This window comes from Methylobacterium brachiatum, from assembly GCF_900113845.1.
Classification (GTDB): Bacteria; Pseudomonadota; Alphaproteobacteria; order Rhizobiales; family Beijerinckiaceae; genus Methylobacterium; species Methylobacterium brachiatum.
On sequence record NZ_FOQW01000009.1, the window covers coordinates 104,230 to 127,733 of the forward strand.

The 23,504-nt window shown below is 69.7% G+C and carries 26 protein-coding genes; 16 read left to right on the forward strand and 10 right to left on the reverse strand.

The window, feature by feature from the left end:
• The first annotated feature begins 52 nt into the window (after positions 1 to 52).
• The 4 genes from BMZ47_RS13310 (at position 53) to BMZ47_RS13320 (ending at position 3,704) form a co-directional block, all read left to right on the forward strand.
• Positions 53 to 1,402, forward strand: coding sequence for an LLM class flavin-dependent oxidoreductase (locus BMZ47_RS13310; protein ID WP_091862872.1), 1,350 nt, complete (start codon positions 53 to 55; stop codon positions 1,400 to 1,402).
• Positions 1,403 to 1,659: 257 nt separating this feature from the next.
• Positions 1,660 to 1,800: a hypothetical protein gene (locus tag BMZ47_RS28575; RefSeq protein WP_167369042.1), complete on the forward strand. Its 141-nt coding sequence runs from the start codon at positions 1,660 to 1,662 to the stop codon at positions 1,798 to 1,800.
• Between the two features lie 106 nt (positions 1,801 to 1,906).
• Positions 1,907 to 3,169, forward strand: coding sequence for a sulfite dehydrogenase (soxC, locus tag BMZ47_RS13315; protein WP_091862875.1), 1,263 nt, complete (start codon positions 1,907 to 1,909; stop codon positions 3,167 to 3,169).
• Complete coding sequence (locus BMZ47_RS13320) at positions 3,156 to 3,704, forward strand: c-type cytochrome (RefSeq protein WP_091862878.1); 549 nt, start codon at positions 3,156 to 3,158, stop codon at positions 3,702 to 3,704. Before soxC ends, BMZ47_RS13320 begins: the two co-directional genes overlap by 14 nt.
• Before the next feature lie 36 nt (positions 3,705 to 3,740).
• On the opposite strand, the gene BMZ47_RS13325 is transcribed toward BMZ47_RS13320, so the two are convergent.
• Together BMZ47_RS13325 and BMZ47_RS13330 are read right to left on the reverse strand one after the other, a co-directional pair.
• Positions 3,741 to 4,703, reverse strand: a complete 963-nt coding sequence (locus BMZ47_RS13325) for an aliphatic sulfonate ABC transporter substrate-binding protein (RefSeq protein ID WP_091862881.1) — start codon at positions 4,701 to 4,703, stop codon at positions 3,741 to 3,743.
• Positions 4,700 to 5,245: an OsmC family protein gene (locus BMZ47_RS13330; protein WP_091862884.1), complete on the reverse strand. Its 546-nt coding sequence runs from the start codon at positions 5,243 to 5,245 to the stop codon at positions 4,700 to 4,702. Before BMZ47_RS13330 ends, BMZ47_RS13325 begins: the two co-directional genes overlap by 4 nt.
• A 497-nt stretch (positions 5,246 to 5,742) precedes the next feature.
• On the opposite strand from BMZ47_RS13330, the gene BMZ47_RS13335 reads away from it, so the two are divergent.
• Positions 5,743 to 7,065 (forward strand): O-acetylhomoserine aminocarboxypropyltransferase/cysteine synthase family protein, encoded by a 1,323-nt coding sequence (locus BMZ47_RS13335; protein ID WP_091862887.1) that lies wholly within the window; start codon positions 5,743 to 5,745, stop codon positions 7,063 to 7,065.
• Positions 7,066 to 7,406: 341 nt separating this feature from the next.
• Here BMZ47_RS13335 and BMZ47_RS28580 read toward each other — a convergent pair whose 3' ends face one another.
• The 3 genes from BMZ47_RS28580 to BMZ47_RS13350 all read right to left on the reverse strand — a co-directional run bounded on the left by BMZ47_RS28580 (position 7,407) and on the right by BMZ47_RS13350 (position 8,293).
• Complete coding sequence (locus tag BMZ47_RS28580) at positions 7,407 to 7,583, reverse strand: hypothetical protein (RefSeq protein ID WP_167369043.1); 177 nt, start codon at positions 7,581 to 7,583, stop codon at positions 7,407 to 7,409.
• A gap of 43 nt (positions 7,584 to 7,626) precedes the next feature.
• On the reverse strand, positions 7,627 to 7,911 hold the full coding sequence (locus BMZ47_RS13345) for a hypothetical protein (protein ID WP_091862893.1): 285 nt from the start codon (positions 7,909 to 7,911) through the stop codon (positions 7,627 to 7,629).
• Positions 7,912 to 8,023: 112 nt separating this feature from the next.
• The gene (locus tag BMZ47_RS13350; protein WP_091862895.1) at positions 8,024 to 8,293 is read right to left on the reverse strand and encodes a hypothetical protein; all 270 of its coding nucleotides are present in this window, start codon (positions 8,291 to 8,293) and stop codon (positions 8,024 to 8,026) included.
• A gap of 164 nt (positions 8,294 to 8,457) precedes the next feature.
• Here BMZ47_RS13350 and BMZ47_RS13355 point away from each other — a divergent pair, with 164 nt between their 5' ends.
• The 4 genes from BMZ47_RS13355 (at position 8,458) to BMZ47_RS13370 (ending at position 11,012) form a co-directional block, all read left to right on the forward strand.
• Complete coding sequence (locus BMZ47_RS13355; RefSeq protein WP_091862898.1) at positions 8,458 to 8,679, forward strand: hypothetical protein; 222 nt, start codon at positions 8,458 to 8,460, stop codon at positions 8,677 to 8,679.
• 27 nt (positions 8,680 to 8,706) lie between these two features.
• Entirely contained in the window at positions 8,707 to 9,195 is a 489-nt protein-coding gene (locus BMZ47_RS13360; RefSeq protein ID WP_091862901.1) for a CinA family protein, read from the forward strand.
• Between the two features lie 130 nt (positions 9,196 to 9,325).
• Entirely contained in the window at positions 9,326 to 10,090 is a 765-nt protein-coding gene (locus BMZ47_RS13365) for a histidine phosphatase family protein (protein ID WP_091862904.1), read from the forward strand.
• Between the two features lie 37 nt (positions 10,091 to 10,127).
• A complete protein-coding gene (locus BMZ47_RS13370; RefSeq protein ID WP_091862912.1) occupies positions 10,128 to 11,012 on the forward strand; it encodes an NAD(P)H-hydrate dehydratase in 885 nt (294 codons plus the stop codon).
• 137 nt (positions 11,013 to 11,149) lie between these two features.
• On the opposite strand, the gene BMZ47_RS13375 is transcribed toward BMZ47_RS13370, so the two are convergent.
• The 4 genes from BMZ47_RS13375 to BMZ47_RS13390 form a co-directional block, all read right to left on the reverse strand.
• Complete coding sequence (locus BMZ47_RS13375; protein WP_007558168.1) at positions 11,150 to 12,892, reverse strand: ABC transporter ATP-binding protein; 1,743 nt, start codon at positions 12,890 to 12,892, stop codon at positions 11,150 to 11,152.
• A gap of 10 nt (positions 12,893 to 12,902) precedes the next feature.
• On the reverse strand, positions 12,903 to 13,607 hold the full coding sequence (fhuF, locus tag BMZ47_RS13380) for a siderophore-iron reductase FhuF (protein WP_007558166.1): 705 nt from the start codon (positions 13,605 to 13,607) through the stop codon (positions 12,903 to 12,905).
• Positions 13,604 to 14,863 carry an MFS transporter gene (locus BMZ47_RS13385; protein WP_091863129.1) on the reverse strand — a complete coding sequence of 420 codons (1,260 nt, stop codon included), beginning with the start codon at positions 14,861 to 14,863 and terminating at the stop codon, positions 13,604 to 13,606. The genes fhuF and BMZ47_RS13385 overlap by 4 nt, the downstream gene beginning before the upstream one ends.
• Positions 14,864 to 15,263: 400 nt before the next feature.
• The gene (locus BMZ47_RS13390) at positions 15,264 to 16,016 is read right to left on the reverse strand and encodes a L,D-transpeptidase (RefSeq protein WP_091862915.1); all 753 of its coding nucleotides are present in this window, start codon (positions 16,014 to 16,016) and stop codon (positions 15,264 to 15,266) included.
• A 286-nt stretch (positions 16,017 to 16,302) separates the two neighbouring features.
• Between BMZ47_RS13390 and BMZ47_RS13395 the strand changes: the two genes are divergently transcribed.
• The 6 genes from BMZ47_RS13395 to BMZ47_RS13420 all read left to right on the forward strand — a co-directional run bounded on the left by BMZ47_RS13395 (position 16,303) and on the right by BMZ47_RS13420 (position 21,513).
• Complete coding sequence (locus BMZ47_RS13395) at positions 16,303 to 17,019, forward strand: protein phosphatase CheZ (RefSeq protein ID WP_007569187.1); 717 nt, start codon at positions 16,303 to 16,305, stop codon at positions 17,017 to 17,019.
• 80 nt (positions 17,020 to 17,099) lie between these two features.
• Positions 17,100 to 19,166: an excinuclease ABC subunit UvrC gene (gene uvrC / locus BMZ47_RS13400; RefSeq protein WP_091862918.1), complete on the forward strand. Its 2,067-nt coding sequence runs from the start codon at positions 17,100 to 17,102 to the stop codon at positions 19,164 to 19,166.
• Between the two features lie 73 nt (positions 19,167 to 19,239).
• Positions 19,240 to 19,839, forward strand: coding sequence for a CDP-diacylglycerol--glycerol-3-phosphate 3-phosphatidyltransferase (gene pgsA, locus BMZ47_RS13405; RefSeq protein WP_163006196.1), 600 nt, complete (start codon positions 19,240 to 19,242; stop codon positions 19,837 to 19,839).
• Between the two features lie 89 nt (positions 19,840 to 19,928).
• Positions 19,929 to 20,180, forward strand: a complete 252-nt coding sequence (moaD, locus tag BMZ47_RS13410; RefSeq protein ID WP_091862921.1) for a molybdopterin converting factor subunit 1 — start codon at positions 19,929 to 19,931, stop codon at positions 20,178 to 20,180.
• Positions 20,181 to 20,409: 229 nt separating this feature from the next.
• Positions 20,410 to 20,640 carry a hypothetical protein gene (locus BMZ47_RS13415; RefSeq protein ID WP_091862924.1) on the forward strand — a complete coding sequence of 77 codons (231 nt, stop codon included), beginning with the start codon at positions 20,410 to 20,412 and terminating at the stop codon, positions 20,638 to 20,640.
• A gap of 174 nt (positions 20,641 to 20,814) precedes the next feature.
• The gene (locus BMZ47_RS13420) at positions 20,815 to 21,513 is read left to right on the forward strand and encodes a ribonuclease activity regulator RraA (protein ID WP_091863130.1); all 699 of its coding nucleotides are present in this window, start codon (positions 20,815 to 20,817) and stop codon (positions 21,511 to 21,513) included.
• Between the two features lie 58 nt (positions 21,514 to 21,571).
• On the opposite strand, the gene BMZ47_RS13425 is transcribed toward BMZ47_RS13420, so the two are convergent.
• Positions 21,572 to 22,594: an MDR family NADP-dependent oxidoreductase gene (locus BMZ47_RS13425; RefSeq protein ID WP_091862928.1), complete on the reverse strand. Its 1,023-nt coding sequence runs from the start codon at positions 22,592 to 22,594 to the stop codon at positions 21,572 to 21,574.
• Positions 22,595 to 22,859: 265 nt separating this feature from the next.
• Here BMZ47_RS13425 and BMZ47_RS13430 point away from each other — a divergent pair, with 265 nt between their 5' ends.
• Positions 22,860 to 23,426, forward strand: coding sequence for a TetR/AcrR family transcriptional regulator (locus BMZ47_RS13430; RefSeq protein ID WP_091862931.1), 567 nt, complete (start codon positions 22,860 to 22,862; stop codon positions 23,424 to 23,426).
• Positions 23,427 to 23,504 lie beyond the last annotated feature (78 nt).

The following is a 23,504-nucleotide window of genomic DNA, read 5'->3' on the forward strand; positions in this document are numbered from 1 at the left end:
CGGTCTCCTCGCCTTCGCCCCGCAACGCATCGCCTCCAACCCCGATCGGCCGATGACACAGGACACGCTTCGCCTCGGCGCCTTCTTCTACGCCACCGGGCACCACGTCGCCGGATGGCGCCACCCGTCGAGCGAGGCCGATGGCGGGCTCAACCTCGAGCGTTACGTCGGCTGGGCGCGCCGGGCGGAGGACGCGAAGTTCGATCTGGTGTTCCTGGAGGACGGGACCGGCATCCGCGACGGCAACCTACGCTCCAGCGAGCGCACGGCCCGCTCGGCCCATTTCGAGCCGGTGACGCTGCTCTCGGCGCTGGCGGCGGTCACGAGCCGGATCGGGCTGGTCGCCACCACCTCCACCAGCTTCAACGAGCCCTACAACGTCGCCCGGCGTTTCGCCTCGCTCGATCACCTGAGCGGCGGCCGGGCCGGCTGGAACCTCGTCACCTCGACCACGGATGCCGAGGCCGCCAATTTCGGCACGGATCAGATCGCGCGCCACACCGACCGCTACGAGCGGGCCGAGGAGTTCGTCGATGTCGTCCTCGGCCTGTGGAACACCTGGGACGACGGCGCCGTGATCATCGACCGGGCCAGCGGCCAGTTCTCGAAGCCGGACGGGTTCCGGCCGCTGAACCACCGCGGCAAGCATTTCCAGGTGCGCGGCCCGCTCAACATCTCGCGCACGCCGCAGGGGCAGCCGGTGCTGGTCCAGGCGGGCTCCTCGGGGCCCGGCAAGGATCTGGCGGCCCGCACGGCCGAGATCGTGTTCACCGCCAACCAGACGCTCGACGAGGCGGTCGCCTTCTACGGCGACCTGAAGGAGCGGATGGCCCGCTTCGGCCGGAGCGGGGACGACCTCAAGGTGATGCCGGGTCTGTTCCCGGTGGTCGGCCGCACCGAGTCCGAGGCGCGCGCCAAGTTCGACGCGCTCCAGGACCTGATCGACCCGGTGGTCGGCCTGGCCTTGCTCGAGCGCATGGTCGGCGGCTTCGACCTGTCCGGCTACGATCCGGACGGGCCGGTGCCGGAGCTGCCCGAGGCCGAGGGCGCGAAATCCCGCCAGCAGCTGATGTTCGACCTCGCCCGCCGGGAGGGCCTGACGCTGCGCCAGCTCTACCTGCGGATCGCCGGCGCCCGGGGCCATTCGCAGATCGTCGGGACGCCCGCCCAGATCGCCGACGAGATGGAGGAGCGCTTCCGGGCGAAGGGTGCCGACGGCTTCAACATCATGCCGGCGACCCTGCCGGGGGGCCTCGACGACTTCATCGAACTCGTGCTGCCCGAGCTGCGCCGACGCGGCCTGTTCCGCAGCGAATACGAGGGCCGGACGCTCCGGGACCATCTGGGCTCCCGTCCGCCCGCGCGGCCCGCCGCGCTCCCGGAATCCCCGGCCGGGGCGTGAGGCGGATGCGGCGAAGACTTGGAACGTAGAGGATGAGATCTGGGGGACACCGTCCTCTGCAGCGGCCCAATAAAAGACTTCGCTTCGTTTGACTGTCGGTGCCGGCAACGACACCATCGGGGCTCAGCACGATTCCGGCAGCGCGGGTGCGGGATCCTCATGAGAGGAGCGCAGCACGCCCGCCTCCGGCGCGGAGCCTGCCGAGGCGATGCGTCGGCCCTGCCGCGATCAGGACGGAGCGCAGCGAAGACGTGTCCATGCCGTTGAGCCACGACATCCCGGATCACGCGCTGGCTTTCGCCAGCGATCCGCCTGCATCCTGCGCCGAAAGCCGGATGCGAAGCTACATCGTCGCCTCCGCGCTCCTGATCTGCCTCATCGGATGGATCCTGCACTGATGGCGGCCGTCTCCGAAGACGTGGTCGCCACCGACAGGCCCCCGGCCGGGCGTGGACCACGCGCGTTTTCCATCCCGCAATCCGGACGCTGCCGGAGCCTCATGCGATGAGCGACGGCGCCCCGAAGAAGAGCCCGGCGCGGCGACGCTTTCTCGCCCAGGGCGCCGCTGCGGCGGCGGGTATCCTGGCCGGGAGCGGTGCGCCGGGCCGCAGCCCGGCCGAGGCGGCCGCGCCGCCCGGCATCCCCGACTGGATGAAGGAACCGGGCGCGGATGTCGGCAGCCAGACCTACGGCCAGCCGTCACGGTTCGAGAGCGGCCTGATCCGCAACGTGCCCAAGGGCCTGAAGCAATACATCTCGGCCTCGAGCCGGACGCCGCTGCAGGATCTCGACGGCATCCTCACGCCCAACGGGCTGTTCTACGAGCGCCACCACGGCGGCATCCCCGATATCGACCCCGCGCAGCACCGGCTGCTGGTCCACGGGCTGGTGGAGACGCCCCTGATCCTGACCCTGGACGACATCCGCCGCTTCCCGTCGGAATCGCGCATCCACTTCCTGGAATGCTCGGGCAATCCCGGCTTCGAGGCGATCAAGGCGGGCCGGACCGCGTCGGACCTCGTCGGCCTCGTCAGCTGCGCCGAATGGACCGGGGTCCGCCTCGCGACGGTGTTGCGGGAGGCCGGGCTCAAGCCCGAGGCCCGATGGGTCGTGGCCGAAGGCGCCGACGCCGCCGCCATGACCCGCAGCCTCCCGATCGCGAAATGCCTCGACGACGCCCTGCTGGTCTACAGCCAGAACGGCGAGCGGCTGCGTCCGCAGCAGGGCTATCCCCTGCGGGTGCTCCTGCCCGGCTTCGAAGGCAACATGAGCGTGAAGTGGCTGCGGCGCCTGAATGTCACCGCCGAGCCGGCATTCTCGCGCGAGGAGACCGCGAAATACACCGACCTGATGCCTGACGGGACGGCGCGGCAATTCACGTTCGTCATGGAGGCGAAATCGGTCATCACGCGGCCCTCCGGCACCCAGCGGATCGCCCCGGGCTTCCACGAGATCACCGGCCTCGCCTGGACCGGCCGCGGCAAGATCAGCGGCGTGCAGGTTTCAGTCGATTCCGGACGGACTTGGCAGGACGCCACCCTGCAGGAGCCGGTCCTGACCCGGGCCCTGACCCGGTTCCGCCTCCCCTGGACCTGGGACGGGCAGCCAACCACCATCGCCAGCCGCGCGATCGACGAGACCGGCTATGTCCAGCCGGGCTTCGCGGATCTCACCGCGGTGCGCGGCCTGAACTCCTTCTACCACAACAACGCGGTCGTGCCCTGGCGCATCGCGGCGAGCGGCGAGGTCGCCAATGGCTACGCGTAGGGTTGCGGCTCTGACGGGCGCAGTGCTCCTGCTCCTGCTCGGGATCGCCGGGGCGGCGCGCGCCACCGAGCGTCTCGGGATCGGCCGGCCGGCGTCCGAGGCGGAGATCGCGGCCTGGAACATCGACATCGACCGCGACGGCCAAAAACTGCCGCCGGGCAGCGGCAGCGTCGCGCAGGGACGCGCGGTCTTCGCGACGCACTGCGCGTCCTGCCACGGGTCCCGCGGCGAAGGCGGGATCGGGGACAGGCTGGTCGGCGGCCAGGGAACGCTGGCCACCGCCAAGCCAATCAAGACTGTGGGCAGCTTCTGGCCCTACGCGCCGACACTGTTCGATTACATCCGGCGAGCGATGCCGCTCAACGCACCGCAATCGCTCAGCGCCGATGAGGTCTACGCGGTGTCGGCCTATCTCCTCCACCTCAACGGCCTCGTTTCCGACGAGACGATCCTCGACGCGAAATCCCTGGCGGCGATCCGGATGCCGAACCGCGACGGCTTCGTCCCGGATCCGCGCCCGGATGTGAGGCCCTGACGGATCCGGCGGCGCAATCGCCCGCTTTTGGGGCGCTCAGCTGCGCGGCGGCGTCCAGACCGCGTCGCGGACCCGGACGGCGCGCGGAATCAGGCCGAGCCGGAAGAACCGGTCGGCGGTCGTCTGCTGGCTGGACAGGATGGCGTCGGAGAGCGGCAGCACGCCGAAATGCGTGCGGTCTGCCGCGACCTTCTGGATGGCGAAGGGGAGCCCGGTCACGTCCGCGAGCGCCTGGGCAACCTGATCCCGATGGCCTTCAGCCCAATCCGCCGCGTCGGACAGCCCGGCCAACGCACCGGCCACGATGCCCGGATGCGTCTCGGCGAATGTCCTGTTGGCCAGGAAGAAGGCCGGAGCCTCGAAGGTCTGGCCGGACGTGACGAGGATCCGCGTATCGTTGCGGGCCTGCGTCAGGGCGAGATACGGGTCCCAGATCGTCCAGGCGTCGACGCTGTCGTTGGCGAATGCCGAGCCGGCATCGGCGGGCAGCAGGTAGGCGGGCTTGATGTCGGCGAAGCCGAGGCCGGCCTTCTCGAGGGCGGCCACCAGCAGGTTATGGGAGCTGGTCCCGCGCGCGACCGCGACCGTGCGGCCCTTGAGATCGCCGACCATTCGGATCGGCGAATCCGCCTTCACCACGATGGCCTCGCTGTCGCCGGAGGGCGGTACGGCACCGGCATAGACGAGGTTGCCGCCGGCCGCCTGCGAGAAGATCGGCGGCGTGTCGCCCGTGTAGCCGAAGTCGATGCCGCCGGCGTTGAGGGCTTCGAGCAGGGGCGGGCCGGCCTGGAACTCGACCCAGCGTACACGCGTCCCGGCGGCGGCCAGTCGTTTCTCGATGGTGCCCTGCCTGCGGGCCACGACGATCAGGCCGACCTTCTGATAGCCGATCCGAAACTCCTTCGGCGCAGGCTCCTGTCCGGCCGCCCCCGGGATTACCGGGAGGCCCGCCGCCAGGGCGAGGATCAGGGCCGAGACCCCGCGTCTGGTGGTCGTCACGCGGCGCTCTCCTGCGAGGTCCGGCCCTGCACGAAGCGGCCGCCGACGGTCTGTGGCTGACGCAGCAGGTTGAGGATCGGGCAGGCCTTCTCGACTCGCACCTGGAGTGCCGCGATCACCGCCGGGTCGGCCGGCGAGTCGATCTGCACCGTGTAGGCGAGATCCTGCGGGTGCACGGGGATATCCTCGAAACCGTCCGCGCCGGCACGCGGATCGAACGTCCCGGTCACCGCAACCTCCAGCGCCGTGATCGGGATCGCCTGGAGCGCGGCCTGGATCAGGATCGTGTGGGCGAGGCACGAGCCGAGGACACCGAGCTGGAGCTCGGGCGAGCCGGGCCCCAGATCGAACCCGGCGAAGTCCGGTGCGCTGTCGGACACGATGGCGTGCCGGCGGATCCCGATCCGGCGCACGCCGCTGCCGCCCTCCACCGTCGCCCGCGCGGTCAGCGGCACGGGCGCCACCTCGCCCCTGCGGATCCGCGCGTCGCGCGCCGCCAGCGCGCGGCGCTTCTCGTCGAGATAGGCGTCGATGTCGGCCATGGATCCTGCCCGCGGTGGAAGAGCGTCGCGGCCGTGCCTCGCGACATCCGAAGTCTAGGTTCGGGCCGACGAAAAAGGCTTCCGTAGATCCGGTGCCTGCAAGGATGTCGTTCTGCGACGGCGCGCGACCGCAAGACGGATGTTCATGCCCACTTGGTCATGCGGCCGCGGTCGAACGGCAGCAGATCCGGACGGGATTCATCGATTCGCGGCCATCTTCTGGGGCCATCACGATAGCTCAGGAGATCAACCAGCCCCAATGGGGCGGCCCCGCAAGCTCACCACAAGCAGGTCGTGCGTGAGACTTTCCCACGCCCGAGTTGTCTAACGGGCTACGGAAAAGGGTATTCCCGAACTGAGTGGCCGGACAGGTTCGAATTGTCCGGATGTCCGGAAAATCGATCATCCCGTTTCATTGACCGGCACCTCGCTCGGAGGAACGATGGACTGCGCGGTGCGAGCGCTGCGCCGCGCCCCGATCGATCAGGAGCCGTCCCGTGCCGAGCCAGGACCTCACCCACGCCAAGCCCGAGACGCTCGCCCTCCATGCCGGCTGGCGGGCCGACCCGTCGAGCGGTTCTGTGGCGGTGCCGATCCACCAGACCACCTCCTACCAGTTCCGCGACACGGCGCATGCCGAGGATCTGTTCGCCCTGAGGGAACTCGGCAACATCTACACCCGGGTGGGCAACCCGACCGTGGACGTGCTGGAGCAGCGCCTCGCGGCCCTCGAAGGCGGCGTTGCCGCACTCGCCCTCGCCTCCGGCCAGGCGGCCTCGGCGCTCGCCGTGCAGAACTTGGCCCGCGCCGGCGACAACATCGTCTCCTCGACCGATCTCTACGGCGGCACCTGGAACCTGTTCGCCAACACCCTGTCCGAGCAGGGCATCGCGGTGCGCTTCGTCGATCCCGCCGATCCGCAGGCCTTCGCCCGCGCCACGGACGAGCGGACGCGGGCCTACTACGCCGAGACGCTGCCGAACCCGAAGCTCGCGGTCTTTCCGATCCGCGAGGTGGCCGAGATCGGCCGGCCGCTCGGCATCCCGCTCATCGTCGACAACACCGCCGCGCCGCTGCTGGCCCGCCCGTTCGATCACGGCGCGGCCATCGTCGTGTACTCGACCACCAAATACATCGCCGGCCACGGCATCGCGATCGGCGGCGCGATCATCGACGGCGGCACCTTCGACTGGGCGGCCCACCCGCTGCGCCAGCCCAATCTCAACACGCCGGATGCCAGCTATCACGGTGCGATCTGGACGGAGGCCGCGCAGCCGATCGGGCCGGTCGCCTACGTCCTGCGGGCGCGGGTACGGCTGCTGCGCGACCTCGGCCCCGCGGTCTCACCGCTCAACGCGTTCCTGACGCTTCAGGGCCTGGAGACGCTGCCGCTGCGGATCGAGCGGCACAGCCGCAACGCCCAGGCGATCGCGGCTTGCCTGAAGGACCGGCCCGAAATTGTGCGGGTGATCCACCCATCGCTCCAGACCGGCGCGGCGCGTGCCCGGGCCGACGCGGTGCTCAGCGGCGGCTATGGCGGTCTCGTCGGTTTCGAACTGGCGGCCGGGCGCGCGGCGGGACGGCGCTTCATCGACGCCCTGAAGCTGTTCTACCACGTGGCCAATATCGGCGACGCGCGCAGCCTCGCGATCCATCCCGCGAGCACGACGCATGCACAGCTCGGCCCCGAGGCGCTGAAGGCCACGGGCGTCTCGGACGGTTACGTCCGTCTCTCGGTGGGGCTGGAGCATATCGACGACCTGCTCGCCGATCTCGATCAGGCGCTGGCTGCCGCCGGCACTGTGGCGCGGGCGGCCTGACGATGATCCGGCTTCTCACCCGCTTCGCCCGGTTCTTGCCGGGGGCCGCCCTGCCCCACGGCGAACAGCCCGCGACCCGCCTGCCTCATCTTCATATCCCAATGCTCGACGGCGGCATCCTCGCCTGCGCCGACCTCGCAGCCCAGTTCGTGGACCTGCCCGGTCTTCTGCGAGAGCGTCAGCCCCCTGCTTCGGGCGGTTGATGGGCCGTCGCGTCGGCCGGTTCTGTCGATCTGCGACGCGTCACGTCGCGACGGCCGCGATCCGTGCTTATGCAGGAGACATGACTGTCAGCACGTCGGCCGAGCGGCGACCGCGTGCGCGACGCGTCTACGATGGCGCTACTGCCTGCTGACGGGGTTCACCGAGGGCATCGCAGCATCGGCGCCGAGCTTCGGGGCCGCCTGACTCATCAACGGCGTGCCGGGCGCCGGCTCCGAACCCGACGTTTCCCAGTGGGCGAAGGCGACGCTTGCGAGGATGATGACGATCGCGGCGGGGAACAGGAGACGAGACATGGGCCGGCAACCGAGGCCGCCGGCCTCGGTTCCGACGGTGCGGCTATCGGGTCGGCGCCGTGGTGCTGGTTCCAACGCCCACGCCCGGCCGCGCCGTACCGGTACCCGGGACCGTGGCGGCGCCGGCCGCGCCGGTGGTCGAGCCTGTCGTCGCACCGGTGGCTGAGCCAGTTGCAGCCTCATTCGCCTTCTGGCTGTCGCTCTTCACCGAGCCGGGATTGTTCATGTTGCCGGTCGCACTGCCGCCGCCGGCGGGCTGCTGGGCGTAGGCGGTTCCGGTCAGGGCGATGGCGAGGGCGGCCGCAAGGCCGAAAGTCTTCATGGGCATGTGCGTTTCCTCAGGTCGGCCCGTCTTCGGGCTCCTACGGCAACGCAGCCGGAGCCGGTCCGTTCGCGGTACTTCTATCGAAGGTTGAAGCGGCTCTGCACGATCGCGTCGATCACCGCCGCGGCGGATCGATCCACACCCGTGTGCCGGCCCCTGCGGAGGGGCCAAACTCCTCGGCTGCCCAACCGGACTGGAACGACGCCGTCAGGGTTGCGCCCACACTGACCGCCGGCTTGATCGAGCCGGTGGTCACCGGGTCGGCCCAGTCCGATGCGTGCCCGGCGACATGCACGATCGGCTCCGGCAGGTTGCGCTCGTAGCCCACGACGATGGCGGTCAGCCCGGCGCCGACGAGGACGAGGGCCAGCCCGTCGACGATCATGTGGCCCAGTCTCGGCATGATACCCACGCATGTTGAGGAGCCTCCGGGCTACGACCGTAGGCTTAACGAATCGTACCGATCCGGCCCCGAGCGGCCGGTCGCGCAACGATCCATGCCGATGGGCGCTTACCGCCCGCGACACGATCGGTTCGGAGACGCCATCCATGGAAGCCAGCGACCTCAAGCAACACCCGCCCTTCCGGGTGATCACCTTCCGCGACGACCAGGAGGTCATTTCCGAGGATGTCGAAACCGAGGTGGCGGCCCGGACCCGCTTCGCTTCGGCGGTCGACCTGTGCAAGACGCGGGATCCGGCGCACGCTCACCGCGTCGTCCTGCAATCCGGCGGCGAGACGATCGAAGCCTGGCCGCAAGCCGGCGCATAGCCGCGGCATCACATCCGGGGATCTGCCATGGAAACCTTGTTGCCGACGGCCACGACGCTCGGAGCGGCGCTCAGCGCGCGCAACGAGACGCTGGCGGTCGCGGAATCGTCGTCCGGCGGTCTCGTGGCGGCGGCGCTCCTGTCGGTCCCCGGCGCCAGCGCGTATTTCCTCGGCGGCGCCGTGGTCTACACCGCCGCGGCCCGGTCGGCTCTCGTCGGCCTCGACGAAGCCGCGATGACCGGCCTGCGCTCGGCTTCCGAAGATTATGCGCGCCTGCTGGCCCGGACCGTCCGCACACGACACGGCGCAACCTGGGGCATCGCCGAGACCGGCGCCGCCGGCCCGAGCGGCAACCGCTACGGCGATGCCGCCGGGCATAGCTGTCTGGCCGTGAGCGGTCCCGTCGAGCTCGTCGCCACGATCGAGACCGGCGGCACGGATCGGATCACGAACATGCGGACCTTCGCCCGCGCCCTCCTCGACCTGCTGGGCGATGCCCTGGCCGGTCGGCGCTGAGCACCGCAATCCGTCCGGGCGTCTGGACGCGACCGGGTACGGCCCGGCCAGGGCGGACGGCCAGTCGCTGGAACGGGGATGCCGACGCGACGTTCCGACCTCTCGGACGGGACCGCGCCAGGAGATCAACGTGCCTCAGAGACACCCGCTCCGGTTGTGGGTCGTGCGCCATGGCGAGAGTTCCGGGAATGTCGCCCGCGACGCCGCGCAGGCCGCGGGCGCTGCCCGCATCGACATCCCGGAGCGCGATGTGGACGTGCCGCTCAGCGCGCTCGGTCACCGCCAGGCCGAGGCGCTCGGGCGCTGGTTCGCCAGTTTGCCCGACGATGAGCGCCCGAACCTCGTCCTCGCCTCGCCGTACCGGCGAGCGGTCCAGACGGCCGAACACATTAAGGGTGCGGGCGGTCTGGCCTCCGGCACGCCGCGGCTGTTGATCGACGAGCGTCTGCGCGAGAAGGAGTTCGGCATCCTCGACCGGCTGACCCGGGTCGGGATCGAGCAGCAGCATCCCGAACAATCCGCGTTGCGGCACGATCTCGGCAAGTTCTACCATCGCCCGCCGGGCGGCGAGAGCTGGTGCGACGTGATCCTGCGCCTGCGCAGTTCCCTCGACACGATCGGCCTGCACCATGACGGACGCCGGATCCTGCTCGTCGCCCACCAGGTCGTGGTTTTGTGCCTGCGCTACCTGCTGGAGGGGATGACCGAGGCCGAGATCCTCGCCGTCGATGCCGAGGGCGATGTGCTGAATTGCGGCGTGACGGAGTATGCGTTCTCGGCCACGGCCGCCCCCGACGGCGGGTTGGCCCTGGTCCGCTACAACTTCGTCGCACCCCTTGAGGCGGGGGGCGCCCCCGTTACCTCCGAACCAGATGCCGAAGCGGCCGCGACGTGATCCCTCACGGAGCCGGCGCAGGGCGACCGGGGGATCCATGAGCACCGTCACGCCGGTCACCGAGCACGTCCTGCGGACCATGGCCCCGCCCGAGCCCGACGGCGACAGCAAGGACGGAAGGGGCCGGGTCCTCATCGTGGCAGGGTGTACGGGCCTGCCGGGCGCGGTGTTGCTCGCCGCCCATGCCGCGCTCCGGGTCGGCGCGGGGAAGCTGCAGATCGCGGTCTGCCGGGACCTGGCGATCCCGATCGGGATTGCGGTGCCCGAAGCGCTGGTGATCGGGCTGCCGCAGACCGACGACGGCGGTATCGATAAAGCCTGTGCCGCCGATCTCGCGCAGCGGGCGGAACGCGTCGATGGGGTCCTGGTCGGCCCCGGCATATCCGAGGATGCGGATGCCGAAGCCGTGACCGCCGCCCTGATCCGGGGCGCCGGCGAAGCGGCCCTCGTCCTGGATGCCGGCGCCCTCGTGGCGTTGCGGGCCGAGCCGGATCTGACCCGGCGCTTGTCCAAGCCGGCGATCATCACCCCGCATGCCGGCGAGATGGCGCAGCTCCTCGGGGAGGAGCGCGACGCGATCGAGGCGGATCCGCTGGCGGCGGCGCGGCGGGCGACCGAGCGCTTCGGCACGGTCACTGTGATGAAGGGCGGGCGGACGCACGTCGTCGCCCCGGACGGCAGGGCCTGGTGCTACGAGGTCGGCCATGTCGGGTTGGCGACGTCGGGCTCCGGCGACACGCTGGCCGGACTCGTCGTCGGCCTGCTGGCCCGCGGTGCCGCGCCGGAAGCGGCCGCCCTCTGGAGCGTCTACGCCCATGGCGAGGCCGGCCGCCGGCTCGCCCGCCGCTACGGCGGCATCGGCTTCATGGCCCGCGAGATCCCGGGCGAGGTGCCGTGCATCCTCGCCGAGATGATGACCTAGCGCCTGCAGCCTACGGAGATCATCCTGTGCCGTCCTCGCGAGCGCGGCGAAGCGACCCCGTGCCGCGCGCGATCCCCGAACCTTGGCGCTTCCCTGGTTTGCTTCGCTGCGCTCGCCAGGACGGATGAGGCCGAGCCTCACTCCGCGGCGGTCGCCGATACACCATCCGCTCCGAATTGCGCCGCGTGCAGGCGCCGGTAGACGCCGTCGGCATCGAGCAGCGCCGCGTGCCGCCCCTGCTCGACGATGCCGTCCTCGCCCAGAACCACGATGCGGTCGGCGTCGCGGATCGTCGCCAGCCGGTGGGCGATGACCAGCGTCGTGCGTCCCCGCGCGAGGTCGGCGAGCGCCTGCTGGATCTCGCGCTCGGTCTGCGTGTCGAGGGCGGAGGTCGCCTCGTCAAGGATCAGGATCGGCGGGTTCTTGAGGAACACCCGGGCGATGGCGATGCGCTGCTTCTGCCCGCCGGACAGGCGCACGCCGCGCTCGCCCACCACCGTGTCGAGCCCGGCGGGGAGGCCATCGATGAGCGCGCCGAGCCGGGCGCGACGGGCGGCCTGGTCGATCTCGGCCTCGCTCGCGTCGAGGCGGCCATAGGCAATGTTCTCGCGGATCGTGCCGGCGAACAGGAACACGTCCTGCTGCACGATGCCGATCTGCCGCCGCAGGGAGGCGAGGGTCAGGTCGCGCACGTCGATGCCGTCGATCGTCACCCGCCCCGCCGCAACCTCGTAGAAGCGCGGCAGCAGGGCGCACAGCGTCGTCTTGCCGACGCCCGACGGGCCCACGAACGCGACCGTCTCCCCGGCCGCAATCGTCAGGTCGAGGCCGGCGAAGATCGGGCGGCCGGTATCGTAGCCGAAGCTCACGCCCTCGAAGCGGATGTCGCCGCGCAAGGCTCGCGCCTCGATCGCATCCGGACGATCGACGATGTCGGGCTCGGTCGCGAGCAGTTCCTGGTAGCGACGGAAGCCCGCCACCCCCTTGGGGTAGGTCTCGATCACCGCGCCGATCTTCTCCAGCGGGCGGTAGAACACGCCGACCAGCAGGAGGAAGCCGACGAAGCCGCCGGCCGTGAGATCGCCGCGGACCACGAAGGCCGCGCCGCCGAGCAGCACGGCGATCTGGACCAGGCGCAGGCCGAGATAGTTGATCGACAGGCTGGCCGCCATGAGGCGGTAGGCTTCGAGCTTGGTGTCGCGGTAGCGGGCGTTATCGCGGGCGAACAAGGCGCGCTCGTGCTGCTCGTTGGCGAAGGCCTGCACGACCCGGATCCCGCCGACATTCTCCTCGATGCGGGCGTTGAAGGCGCCGACCCGGCCGTATTGCGTCTGCCAGTTCCGGGTCATCCGCCCGCCGTAGCGGAGGCTCACGAAGGCGATGACCGGCAGGATCGCGCCGGTGATCAGCGCAAGCGTCGGGTGGACCCAGACCATCAACCCGAAGGCGCCGACCAGCGTCATCACGGCGATGAACAGATCCTCGGGCCCGTGATGGGCGACCTCGCCGATCTCCTCGAGATCCTTCGTCACCCGGGCGACGAGGTGGCCGGTCTTCTGTCCGTCGTAGAACCGGAACGAGAGCTTCTGCAGGTGGTCGAAGGCCCGGGCCCGCATCGTCGTCTCAATGTTGATGCCCAGCACGTGGCCCCAATAGGTCACCACCACCATCAGGCCGGCATTGGCCACGTAGACCAGCGCGAGACCGCAGGCCGCCAGCAGGATCAGGCTCCAATCCTGCTGCGGCAGCAGCCGGTCGACGAAGATCTTCACCGCGATGGGAAAGCCGAGCTCCAGCAGGCCGGACAGGACCGCGCAGCCGAAATCCGTCAGGAACAGCGCCCGATGCGGCCTGTAATAGGCGAGGAAGGCCTTCAGCATGATCCGCGGGTCAGCGCTCGGTGGCGCGTTCGAGGGGGCAGAGCGCCCCACAGGACGGGACGCCCGGAAGGCGGTGACGCAGGCAGCAGACGCGCCGCCGGCGGCAGCCCGACGCGTCCGCGCACAGGGCCTGCGCGAGGGGGTTCCTACCGCAGGCGAGGTCGCCGCGCCATCCGAGCCGTGTCGCGGCCGCCGGGCAGGTCGGCTCGCCCGCGCAGCCCAACTCCCCGGCGACGTAGTCGAGGATCACCGCGGCGTTCCCCCATAGGACCCGGGGGGCGATCCCGCACCTTGCGTGGCACATGTCGACGAAGGGGCGCAGATGGCCCTCGACCAGGCCCGCGAGGCCGGACGCGCAGCCGGACCGGCAATCCGGCGTCTCTGCCGGGACCAGGAGGCGGGCCGGTCGGCCGGCGTCATCGAGTTCGAGGCGCGTCGTGTCGAAGGCGAGCGGCAGGGGACGCCCGAGACAGGCCAGGGCGGTCAAGGCCGGCGTGGCGAGGGCGGCCAGATAGAACTGGCTCCAGTACGAGACGAGGACGCGTCGGTCGACCGCACCGTAGCCCGCTCCGAAGGTCGAGAGGGTCGTCTCGAACACTCCGGGATCGCGCAACGCGGCCACCGGCAGCGCGGTCGCCCCGCCGGGCCCGACGGCGACACCGTGACGGTACGTCTCCAGCGACGCGGGAACGCGCGCGGCGATCTCGTCAATCATCGCGTCCCCGCCCCGTCGGCCCGGAGGGTCCGATCCACCGTCACCAGCAGCCAGGCCACCGCCGCCGCGTAGAGGGGCAGCGTCGCGCCGAAATAGGACGGCCATCCGGCCCATTCGGCCAGAGCCGGGGCGGCGACCCGCAGGGGCATCGCGGCGAAGAAGGCCGCGCCGAACAGCAGCGCGTAATCCGTGGCCGGCCGCGGCCCCTGCGCCCAGCGGTAGATCATGTTGAACACCGGAACACCCAGGATCCCGCCGCAGAGGAAATTCAGGATCGTCGCCGCGATCGCCAGCTCTACCGCGCCGGCCGCGCAGGCCGACGCCATCAGGCCGCCGGAGACCAGGACGCCGAACGCCCCGAAGGCGATCAGCCGCACCGTGCCGAAGCGTGCGGCGAGGCCGCCCGCGACGAGCGCCATGACGAGGTTGATGGCCGGCAGGACGGTGCCGGTGAGAAAGCCGACCTGCGCCAGCGGCACGCCGAGGTCGAGGAGGGCCAGCGTGTTGGGGCCGGACAGCAGGTAGGAAGCGGCGAAATACGCGCCCAGCACCAGGATCCGCGCCGCAAGCGCGCGCAGCCGCGCGAACGAGCCCGACCACCGCTCGGGTACGCCGCCGACCCCGTGGAGACGCGCCTCCGGGTAGCCGAGGATCGGCAGGAGGCACAGCGCGTCCAGGGCCGCGCAGGCCAGGACCGCCAGGCGCCATCCGAGGAGATCGTAGGACCCGACCAGGATCCCGACGCCGAGAATGCCGCCGAGGGACGCGCCGCAGAGCTTGGCCGAGGCGACGAAGGCCCGCCGCTCCGCCGGCACGGTCTCGACGACCAACGCCTCCAGCGCGATGTCCATGGTGGCGACGCAGGCGCAGGCCGCGACCGCCAGCAGGAGCAGCGCCAACAGCGGCCAATGCTCGCCGAAGCTGAGGACGCCCAGGAGCAGCACCGTCGCGCCCTGCGCGGCCACGATCCACCCGACGCGGTGATCGAGGAACGGCAGGCGGACCCGGTCGAGGATGGCGGCCCACAGGAAGGTGAGACCCACCGGCAGATTGATGAGCTGCAGCAGCCCGATTTCGGCCAGTTCCAGGCCCCGGACACGCAGGATCAGCGGCGCCCCGCCCGACAGGAAGCCGAGGGTGGCGCCGAAGGTCATATACAGACAGAAGAACGGCGCCAGCGGGCGCATGCCGGACAGAAACCTGTCCAACCTCACCCGAACGCTCCCGACGGCAGCGGGGCTCACCACCTGCAGCATCGCGCGCCCCTGCGAGAGGGACGGCACTGACCCGCCCTACGGTGACGCTCGAACCCCGATCCGTCCTGACTTCGCCAGTTTATAATCAAACTAATTCAATATTGCGCCTCTGATCATTCATTTAGACGTGACACAAGGCTCGGAGCAAGGCGATCGCGCCGACAAATCCATAGCAACGACCCAGCAGAATGGGTGTCGATAGGACAGCTCATCTCACCCGGGGACGACCTGTCGATCGACCGGCCGCGACGCTCATCGTCCGCAAAGGCCTGCCGCGGGGACGAAGACGCTCAGCGGCTTTCCCCGGTGTCATCGCGCCAACGCGGCTCGAAAGTGAGGCTCGCGCCCAGCAGGTCCCTCTCGGAAGGATGACGGGCGGGAGAAACCGGCGAGACGGGCGTCAGAGCACCTCGACGCGGGTCCCCACCGGGACCCGGTCGTAGAGGTCAACCACATCCTCGTTCATCATCCGGATGCAGCCCGACGAGACCGACTGGCCGATCGTCCCCGGCTCGTTCGTGCCGTGGATGCGGTAGAGCGAGGAGCCGAGATAGAGCGCGCGGGCGCCGAGCGGGTTCTCGGGACCACCGGCCATGTGCCGCGGCAGGTCGGGACGGCGGGCGAGCATCTCGGCCGGCGGTGTCCAGTCGGGCCATTCGGCCTTGCGGCTGACGGTCTTGAGGCCGCTCCAGGCGAAGCCCGGACGACCGACGCCGATCCCGTAGCGCAGCGCCCGCTGCCCAGGCTGAACGAGATAGAGGTGCTTGGCGGCCGTATCGATCACGATCGTCCCAGGCCGCTGAGGCCCGGCGAAGGCGACCTCCTGGCGCCGGTATTCCGGCCCGACCTCCCGGGCGATGCGGCCCGGATCCGCCTGGGGGACGCCGTAGGCTTGCTGCGGTGGGAGAGCCTGCAGGGGCTCCGGCTCGGCTGGCAGGAGTTCGCCGGAATATGCCGCCACCCGCTGCGGCGCGGCCGAGCGTTGCGGCCAGCCGCGGCCCCCTCCCCCGGCTTGACCGGTCACGAGATATTCGATGAGGCCGCCGCCATAGCCGCTGCCTTCGGCATAACGCGCCTGCTGCGCCGACGCGGCGGTGCATAGCCACCCCGTGGCCACGACGGCACACAGACCCAGACGGACCGAACCACGCATCGGCGAACGCTCCCGTGGGGGCAGAGGCCCCGATTCGGGGACGATCCACCCGCGACCGGGCGTTCCGGTGAATCAACATGGTGAATCACGCCGCGCCGTCCCCGCCCTCCCCGAATGCGCGCGATCAGCGTGAATCGTTAGTAAAACCCTGCGTGCCACAACCACCGATAGGTCAAATGTCGCTGGGGCATAGAAATCGTCGTCGGATGAAGTTGGCAGTCACAGTCCGCTAACCGATTGTGGTAGAGAGTTGCCACCACGGATCCTGAAGGCTCACGCCCCGACGATGACCCAAAAGCGCTATCGTATCGAAGACAGCCTCGGGCTTCCCGGGGTCTTACCCGCCGCACCGGCTCCGGAGGCCTCGAATGAGCGGCTGGACGAGATCCTGAGCGCGATCATGGATCTGCGCCGCATCACGCAGATGAGCGCGGACGAGACGATCGAGACGTGCCGGCGTGAGCTGCACGATGCGCTGGCGATGCGCTCCGAACTCGACCTGATGAAGGAGGCGATCACCCGGACCAAGTCCGAGCTGGCGACGCTTCACCGCTCCGAGAACAGCGGCAAGGGCATGCGCCGCGCGGCGGACGAGCTCGACGCGGTGGTCGAATCAACCGAGCGCGCCACGACGCAGCTGCTGAACGCGGTCGAGGAGATCGAGTCGAATGCCGGCATGCTGTACACGGCGAATTTACCGCCGGGCATGAAGCAGCATGTCGACATCATCCAGGAGCGGGTGATCTCGGCCTACGAGGCCTGCAACTTCCAGGATCTGACCGGCCAGCGGATCAACAAGATCGTCGGCGTGATGAAGTTCATCGAGGAGCATCTCGATCGGCTGATCGCAGCCTGGACTCAGCTGGACAGCTTCCGCGACCTGATCACCGTGATGCCGGTCCCGACCGCGCTGGACGACGAGAGCAGCCTGCTCAACGGGCCGAAGCTCGACGACGATCCGGGCCACGTCGACCAGAACGACATCGACTCCCTGTTCGACTGATCCGGTCGGACGGGTCCGGCGCGGTAATTTTGTCGGCCAACCCGGTCCCACTCGGGGGCAGGAACGCTTAGATCTGCGGTATGAACCGCAGAGCCCTCTCAGACCTGCCCCCCGACACCTTCGACGACGGCCGCGACGCCGATCGCGAGGAGAGCGCCGGCGAGTCCGAGGCCGCGCTGTCCGCCGAGGATTCGCCGGAGATCGATTTCGATTTCGATCCGGGCGCGGTCCAGGCCGGCACCGAGGTGATCCGTCGGTTCTGGTCGACGCTGCCGAACTCCCCCGGCGTCTACCGGATGTTCGACCATCGCGGCGACGTCCTCTACGTCGGCAAGGCGAAGAACCTGAAGGCCCGCGTCGGCTCCTACGCCCGCGGCCAGGCGCATTCGAACCGCATCGCCCGGATGATCTCCCAGACGGCGGCGATGGAGTTCGTCACCACCGCCACCGAGACCGAGGCGCTGCTCCTCGAAGCCAACCTGATCAAGCAGCTCAAGCCCCGCTTCAACGTGCTGATGCGGGACGACAAATCCTTCCCGTACATCCTGGTCACAGCCGACGGGCCGGCGCCGCAGATCGTCAAGCACCGCGGCGCGCGGCGGCGGAAGGGCAATTATTACGGCCCCTTCGCCAGCGTCTGGGCGGTCAACCGCACGGTCAACGCCCTGCAGCGGGCCTTCCTGCTCCGCACCTGCACCGACAGCTATTACGAGAACCGCAGCCGGCCCTGCCTGCTGTTCCAGATCAAGCGCTGCTCCGGCCCCTGCACCGGCGAGATCGGGACCGACGACTACGCCGCGATGGCGGATGCGGCGCGCGCCTTCCTGGCCGGCAAGTCCAACGCCGTGAAGGACCGGATGCGCGCCGAGATGCAGGAGGCGTCCGAGGCGCTGGAGTTCGAGCGCGCCGCCCGCTACCGCGACCGGATCGCGGCGCTCTCGGCGATCCAGGGGGTGCAGGGCGTCAACACGCAGGGCGTCGAGGAGGCCGACGTGTTCGCCCTCGACGAGCAGGCCGGGCAGTTCTGCATCGAGGTGTTCTTCTTCCGCAACTTCCAGAACTGGGGCAACCGCGCCTACTTCCCGAAGGCCGACCGGTCGATGACGGCCGAGGAGGTGCTGGGCTCGTTCATCAGCCAGTTCTACGACGACAAGCCCGCGCCCCGCACGGTGCTGACCAGCCACCCGATCGAGGATGCCGAGCTGGTCGCCGCCGCCCTGTCGAGCCGGGTCGATTACCGGGTGGAAATTCACAAACCGAGCCGCAGCGAGCGGAAGAACCTCGTCGACTACGCCCAGCGCAACGCCAAGGAGGCGCTGGCGCGGCGGCTCGCCGACACCGCCTCGCAGGGCAAGCTGCTGACGGCCCTGGGACAGGCCTTCGGCATGGACCGGACGCCGCGGCGGATCGAGGTCTACGACAACTCGCACATCATGGGCACGAACGCGGTGGGCGGGATGATCGTCGCCGGCCCGACCGGGTTCATGAAGACGCATTACCGCACCTTCAACATAAAGTCGGAGGAACTGACGCCGGGGGACGATTACGGCATGATGCGCGAGGTCCTGCAGCGGCGCTTCAAGCGCCTCGTCAAGGAGGCGCCCCGCACCGAGCGCGAGGCCGCCGTCGCGGCGGCCGAGGGTGTGGACGCCGAGCCGATTCCGGCGCCCGCGGAGGATAGCGAGGCGTTTCCCGCCTGGCCGGACCTGGTGCTGATCGACGGCGGCAAGGGCCAGCTCGACGCCGCCCGCACGGCGCTCGACGAGATCGGCGTGTCGGACGTCCCGTTGGTCGGCATCGCCAAGGGCCGCGACCGGGATGCCGGGCGCGAGACGTTTTTCGTGCCGGGGCGGCCGCCGTTCAAGCTTCCGCCGCGGGACCCGACGCTCTACTTCGTGCAGCGGCTGCGCGACGAAGCCCACCGCTTCGCCATCGGCAGCCACAGGGCCAAGCGCAAGCGTGAGATGATCAAGAATCCCTTGGACGAGATCGCCGGCATCGGCCCCAGCCGCAAGCGCGCGCTGCTGCACCATTTTGGGACCGTGAAGGCGATCGAGCGGGCCGCCTTCGAGGATCTGGCCAAGACGCCCGGGGTCAACGCCGCGACCGCGCGCGCCGTCTACGATTTCTTCCATGCCGGCGCCTGAGAATCCCGCCGTCCCGGCCGCGCCCGCGGCCGAGACGTTGACGCCCGGGCCAAGCTCTGATTTCACCCCGTCGATGAACGCCGTCCTTCCCCGACGACGGTCGCCGGCCTGGACGCTCGCGAATTGCCTGACCTACGGGCGCCTCGTCGCGGTGCCGGTGATGGTCGCATTGCTGTTCTGGCCCGACTCGCACACCGCGCGCTGGACCGCGCTGGGCGTTTTCGTGGCGGCCGCGATCACCGACTATCTCGACGGGTATGTCGCGCGGACCTACCACCAGAGTTCCGCGCTCGGCCGCATGCTCGACCCGATCGCCGACAAGCTGCTGGTCTCGGCCTGCCTGCTGATGCTCGCTGCCGACCACACCATCGTCGGCTCGTCGGTCTGGGCCGCGATCGTGATCCTGTGCCGGGAGGTGCTGGTTTCCGGCCTGCGCGAGTACCTCGCCGAGCTGAAGGTCGGCGTACCGGTCAGCAAGATCGCCAAGTGGAAGACGACCGTCCAGCTCGTGGCGCTCGGCTTCCTGGTGGCCGGCCCCGCGGGCGAGCGGGTCCTGCCCGGCACGGAGGCGATCGGCCTCGCGCTGCTGTGGCTCGCCGCCGCCCTCACGATCTGGACCGGCTGGGACTACATGAGGGCCGGGATCAAGCACGTGATCGACGACCCGCGCTAGGTCATCATCCCGGGACGCGGCTTCCGTGGTCCGACCAGGGCGATGATCGATGGGCGTGGTTGACGGTCCCTTTCCGGCATGGTGACGCGATGAAGCTCGTCTATTTCGCCTGGGTCCGCGAGCGGATCGGCCGCGCCGAGGAGGAGCTGGCGCCGCCGCCGGAGGTCGCCACGGTCACCGATCTGGTTGCCTGGCTGCGCGGGCGGGGCGAGGAATACGCCTACGCGTTCGAGGATCCGGGCGTGGTGCGCGCGGCCATCGACCGGACCCATGCCAAGCCGGATGCGGCCATCGCGGGTGCCGGCGAGATCGCGTTCTTCCCGCCGATGACCGGCGGCTGAGGTCCGGCGATCCCGGCACGTAGTCCGCCGATCTTGAAAGCCGGGGCTTTCCGGGGTCTCTTGCGGTGTCGCTCCGGCCGCGTTTCAAGCCGAACGGCGCGTGGGCCGAGCCGCGTTCCTCTACGGGTTCGGCCCGCTTTTCAGCACATGATCTAACCACCAGAAATTGCGGAACGCTCAAGCTGGGGCCGCCGTTACTCGGGACCGAAATCGGAACCGGAGTTCCCCGATGCGCCACCCCCTCCTCGCCGCCGCTGCCCTGCTCAGCCTCGGTGCCGCCGCCCAAGCCCAGACCACCGTCATCGAGCGCGACCGCCCCGCCGTGGTGGTCGATCGCCCGGCCTCCGAGTCGAAGTCCGTCACCGTCCACGATCATGGCGACGGCTGCGTCAGCAAGACGGTCCGCAAGGAAAACGAGATGGGCGATTCCAAGACCGTGAAGAAAGAATCGTGCGATTGAGTCAGGCACCGTTCGGGACAGACGTGGCCCGGGCGTCGGCTTTCGCGTCTCGGTCGCTCCGCGGAAAGAACACCGCGGAACAGTAACTTAGAGCTGTACCCGATCGGATCGTGATCGGGTACAGCTCTCCGGCAGGGGGCGGCGATGGCGGCCTCGGTCGGGAAGGATACGCGGATGTCGAGTGACGCCCAGATCGTCGAAGTTCTCTCGAAGGTCACCACGGCCACGATCACGACGATCCTGCTGAAGAAGGGTCTGCGCAATGTCTGGCTGCGCGGGACCCGGCCCCTGAGGCCTGGGCAGCCCCGGATCGTGGGCCGCGCCTTCACCCTGCGCTTCGTTCCGGCCCGCGAGGATCTCGCCACCCCCGAATCGTGGTCGTCCCCGACCTCCACCCGCGCGGCGATCGAGGCGATGCCGGCCGGGTGCATCGCCGTCGTGGACGCGATGGGCGTCACCGATGCCGGGATCTTCGGCGACATCCTGTGCGCCCGCATGGCCAAGAAGGGCGTGGCCGCCCTGGTCACGGACGGCGTGATGCGTGACGTTGCCGGCGTACTCGGCACCGGCCTGCCGGTCTGGTGCCAGGGTGCGGCGGCGCCGCCGTCCGTGGCGGGCCTGACCTTCGTGGCCTGGCAGCAGCCGATCGCCTGCGGCGGCGTCGCGGTCTTCCCCGATGACGTGATCGTGGTGGATGAGGACGGGGCCGTGCTGATTCCGGCGGCCCTGCTCGAGACCGTGCTGGAACTCGCCCCGGAGCAGGAGCGGTTCGAGGGCTGGATCATGGAGGAGGTCGGCAAGGGTGCCGCGCTCCCGGGGCTCTATCCGCCAAACGCCGAGAACAAGGCGCGTTACGAAGCCAGCAAAGGCTGAACCGCCGGGCTATCCGGTCATCGATTCGTGCGGGCTGCGACGGTCGCGGGATGGCCCGTCACAGCTCGACCATGACGAGCCCCCTGAGCCTTCCTTCGCAGGCGTCGTGCAGGGCCTGGGGTGCACGCTCCAGCCCTTGGACCTTCGAGCAGGCGAAATGGAGCCCGGCCTCCCGCTGCCAGGCGAGCCATTCCGGAAACCCCTCCGCGCTGTCCCGGTCCGCGCTGTAGCCGCGCAGGGTCATGTCCCTGAGGATCAGCTGGAACGAGTCGAGCTCGACCGGCGCGGCGATGCTGGCGCCCGCCACGTTCAGCTCGGCGGTCAATGCGCCGAGCAGGACGAACCGTGCGCCCTCGCGCGCCGCCCCCGCGGCGGCGGCCAGGTGCTCGCCGCCGACCATATCGACGAACACGTCCACGCCGGCCGGCGCGGCCGCCTTGAGCTGATCGGCGATCGGGCCCCGGTTGCGCAGGATCACCGCGTCGTAGCCGAGATCGGCCTTCATCCAATCGGCCTTGTCCGCGCTGCCGGTGCTGCCGATCACCCGCGCTGCGCCGAGCTTGCGGGCGATCTGCCCGGCCATCGACCCGATCGCGCCGGCCCCGCTCGACACGAAGACGGTGTCGCCGGGACGAACCTGGATGCCCCGGGTCAGGGCCGCGTAGGCGGTCCAGCCATGGCCGAGATAGGCGGCGGGCTCGATCGGCCCTCGGCCGACCGCAACGCAGCGGCCGGCATCGACGACCGCATAATCCCGCCATCCCAGGGGATGGGAAACGAAGGCGCCGACCTCGAATCCGCTCCCGGGCGGGCAGGCCACGACCTCGCCGATCGCGCCATCCGCCAGGGCGTCCCTGGGCCTGAGCGCGGGGAACGGAATGCCCTCGACAGCTTGTGCATCCGGGCTCGCCATGAGCTGGGTTGAGATGGAGACGCGAAACCAGCGATTGCGGATGATCAGGTCGTTCGGACCGGGGCTCGGCAAACCCGTTTCCGTGATCGTGAGATCGTGGGGTTGGATCATCCCGTCGGGATAGGTGAGCAGCCGGACGGCGCGGCAACGCTCGATGACATGGTTCATGGGAACTCCCTGGCGGGATTGCGGGATGCCGGCCGAGCCGCACCCACCCGAATCGACGGCATCATCCCATCAAATGACTGGTGGTCAGTCAAATTTTTTCGAGGGTTTTCAGCTTCATTTCCGTCGACAGGCGCGAGCCGGCCGGGAGCCCCTTTTCAACGCACCGATCCGGGTTCAGGCAGGGCGGATCGCCCGCCCGTCATGGGATCGCACCGTGCCGACCAAGCCCAGGACCAAGCCGCCTCACGAGCGGCGCGAGGATCTGATGAACGCCGCCGAGCGCCTGTTCCTCGATCAGGGCGTGGCATCGACCACGATCGAGCAGATCACCGCCGGGGCGGGGGTCGCGAAGGGCAGTTTCTACCTTCACTTTTCCTCGAAGGAGGATGTGGTCGGCGGGCTGCGCCAGCGCTTTGTCGCCACCCTGCTCGACACCATCAACGCTGCGGTCGAGCGGCGCGCTGACGGAGACTGGAGCGGGAAGCTCGCGGCCTGGGCGACGGCGTGCGGCCGAGGATACGCCGCCTCCGCACGCCTCCACGAGATCGTCTTCCACGACGTGCCGCCGCCCTCGCTGGACGGTCTGGCCGACAACATCCTGATCGACGATCTGACCCGGCTGCTGACCGATGGCGGCCAAGCACAGGCCTGGACGATCGCGGATGCCCGCTTCACGGCGGTTTTCCTGTTCAACGCCCTTCACGGGGTCGGGTTGGACGCCGCACAGACGGGGCGGCTGGATGTGATCGAGCCCAGGATCGTGGAGCATTGCTTCCGGCTGGTGGGGCTGCTGGCCCCGGGAGAGAGCGCTGCAGACGGATATGGTGCTTGAAGTATGCTCGGTCTGTCCTCGACTTATCGACGTCATTCTTCCGACGCCGCCAGGCAATTACCAAACAGTGACTATTTT

What these genes read in the sequence shown, in the direction of transcription:
- BMZ47_RS13310 (WP_091862872.1), top strand. Translation starts at nt 53, where the DNA reads ATGACACAGGACACGCTTCGCCTCGGCGCCTTCTTCTACGCCACCGGG.
- BMZ47_RS28575 (WP_167369042.1), top strand. Translation starts at nt 1,660, where the DNA reads ATGCCGTTGAGCCACGACATCCCGGATCACGCGCTGGCTTTCGCCAGC.
- soxC (WP_091862875.1), top strand. Translation starts at nt 1,907, where the DNA reads ATGAGCGACGGCGCCCCGAAGAAGAGCCCGGCGCGGCGACGCTTTCTC.
- BMZ47_RS13320 (WP_091862878.1), top strand. Translation starts at nt 3,156, where the DNA reads ATGGCTACGCGTAGGGTTGCGGCTCTGACGGGCGCAGTGCTCCTGCTC.
- BMZ47_RS13330 (WP_091862884.1), bottom strand. Translation starts at nt 5,245, where the DNA reads ATGGCCGACATCGACGCCTATCTCGACGAGAAGCGCCGCGCGCTGGCG.
- BMZ47_RS28580 (WP_167369043.1), bottom strand. Translation starts at nt 7,583, where the DNA reads ATGTCTCGTCTCCTGTTCCCCGCCGCGATCGTCATCATCCTCGCAAGC.
- BMZ47_RS13345 (WP_091862893.1), bottom strand. Translation starts at nt 7,911, where the DNA reads ATGCCCATGAAGACTTTCGGCCTTGCGGCCGCCCTCGCCATCGCCCTG.
- BMZ47_RS13350 (WP_091862895.1), bottom strand. Translation starts at nt 8,293, where the DNA reads ATGATCGTCGACGGGCTGGCCCTCGTCCTCGTCGGCGCCGGGCTGACC.
- BMZ47_RS13355 (WP_091862898.1), top strand. Translation starts at nt 8,458, where the DNA reads ATGGAAGCCAGCGACCTCAAGCAACACCCGCCCTTCCGGGTGATCACC.
- BMZ47_RS13360 (WP_091862901.1), top strand. Translation starts at nt 8,707, where the DNA reads ATGGAAACCTTGTTGCCGACGGCCACGACGCTCGGAGCGGCGCTCAGC.
- BMZ47_RS13370 (WP_091862912.1), top strand. Translation starts at nt 10,128, where the DNA reads ATGAGCACCGTCACGCCGGTCACCGAGCACGTCCTGCGGACCATGGCC.
- BMZ47_RS13375 (WP_007558168.1), bottom strand. Translation starts at nt 12,892, where the DNA reads ATGCTGAAGGCCTTCCTCGCCTATTACAGGCCGCATCGGGCGCTGTTC.
- fhuF (WP_007558166.1), bottom strand. Translation starts at nt 13,607, where the DNA reads ATGATTGACGAGATCGCCGCGCGCGTTCCCGCGTCGCTGGAGACGTAC.
- BMZ47_RS13385 (WP_091863129.1), bottom strand. Translation starts at nt 14,863, where the DNA reads ATGCTGCAGGTGGTGAGCCCCGCTGCCGTCGGGAGCGTTCGGGTGAGG.
- BMZ47_RS13390 (WP_091862915.1), bottom strand. Translation starts at nt 16,016, where the DNA reads ATGCGTGGTTCGGTCCGTCTGGGTCTGTGTGCCGTCGTGGCCACGGGG.
- BMZ47_RS13395 (WP_007569187.1), top strand. Translation starts at nt 16,303, where the DNA reads ATGACCCAAAAGCGCTATCGTATCGAAGACAGCCTCGGGCTTCCCGGG.
- uvrC (WP_091862918.1), top strand. Translation starts at nt 17,100, where the DNA reads ATGAACCGCAGAGCCCTCTCAGACCTGCCCCCCGACACCTTCGACGAC.
- pgsA (WP_163006196.1), top strand. Translation starts at nt 19,240, where the DNA reads ATGAACGCCGTCCTTCCCCGACGACGGTCGCCGGCCTGGACGCTCGCG.
- moaD (WP_091862921.1), top strand. Translation starts at nt 19,929, where the DNA reads ATGAAGCTCGTCTATTTCGCCTGGGTCCGCGAGCGGATCGGCCGCGCC.
- BMZ47_RS13415 (WP_091862924.1), top strand. Translation starts at nt 20,410, where the DNA reads ATGCGCCACCCCCTCCTCGCCGCCGCTGCCCTGCTCAGCCTCGGTGCC.
- BMZ47_RS13420 (WP_091863130.1), top strand. Translation starts at nt 20,815, where the DNA reads ATGTCGAGTGACGCCCAGATCGTCGAAGTTCTCTCGAAGGTCACCACG.
- BMZ47_RS13425 (WP_091862928.1), bottom strand. Translation starts at nt 22,594, where the DNA reads ATGAACCATGTCATCGAGCGTTGCCGCGCCGTCCGGCTGCTCACCTAT.
- BMZ47_RS13430 (WP_091862931.1), top strand. Translation starts at nt 22,860, where the DNA reads ATGAACGCCGCCGAGCGCCTGTTCCTCGATCAGGGCGTGGCATCGACC.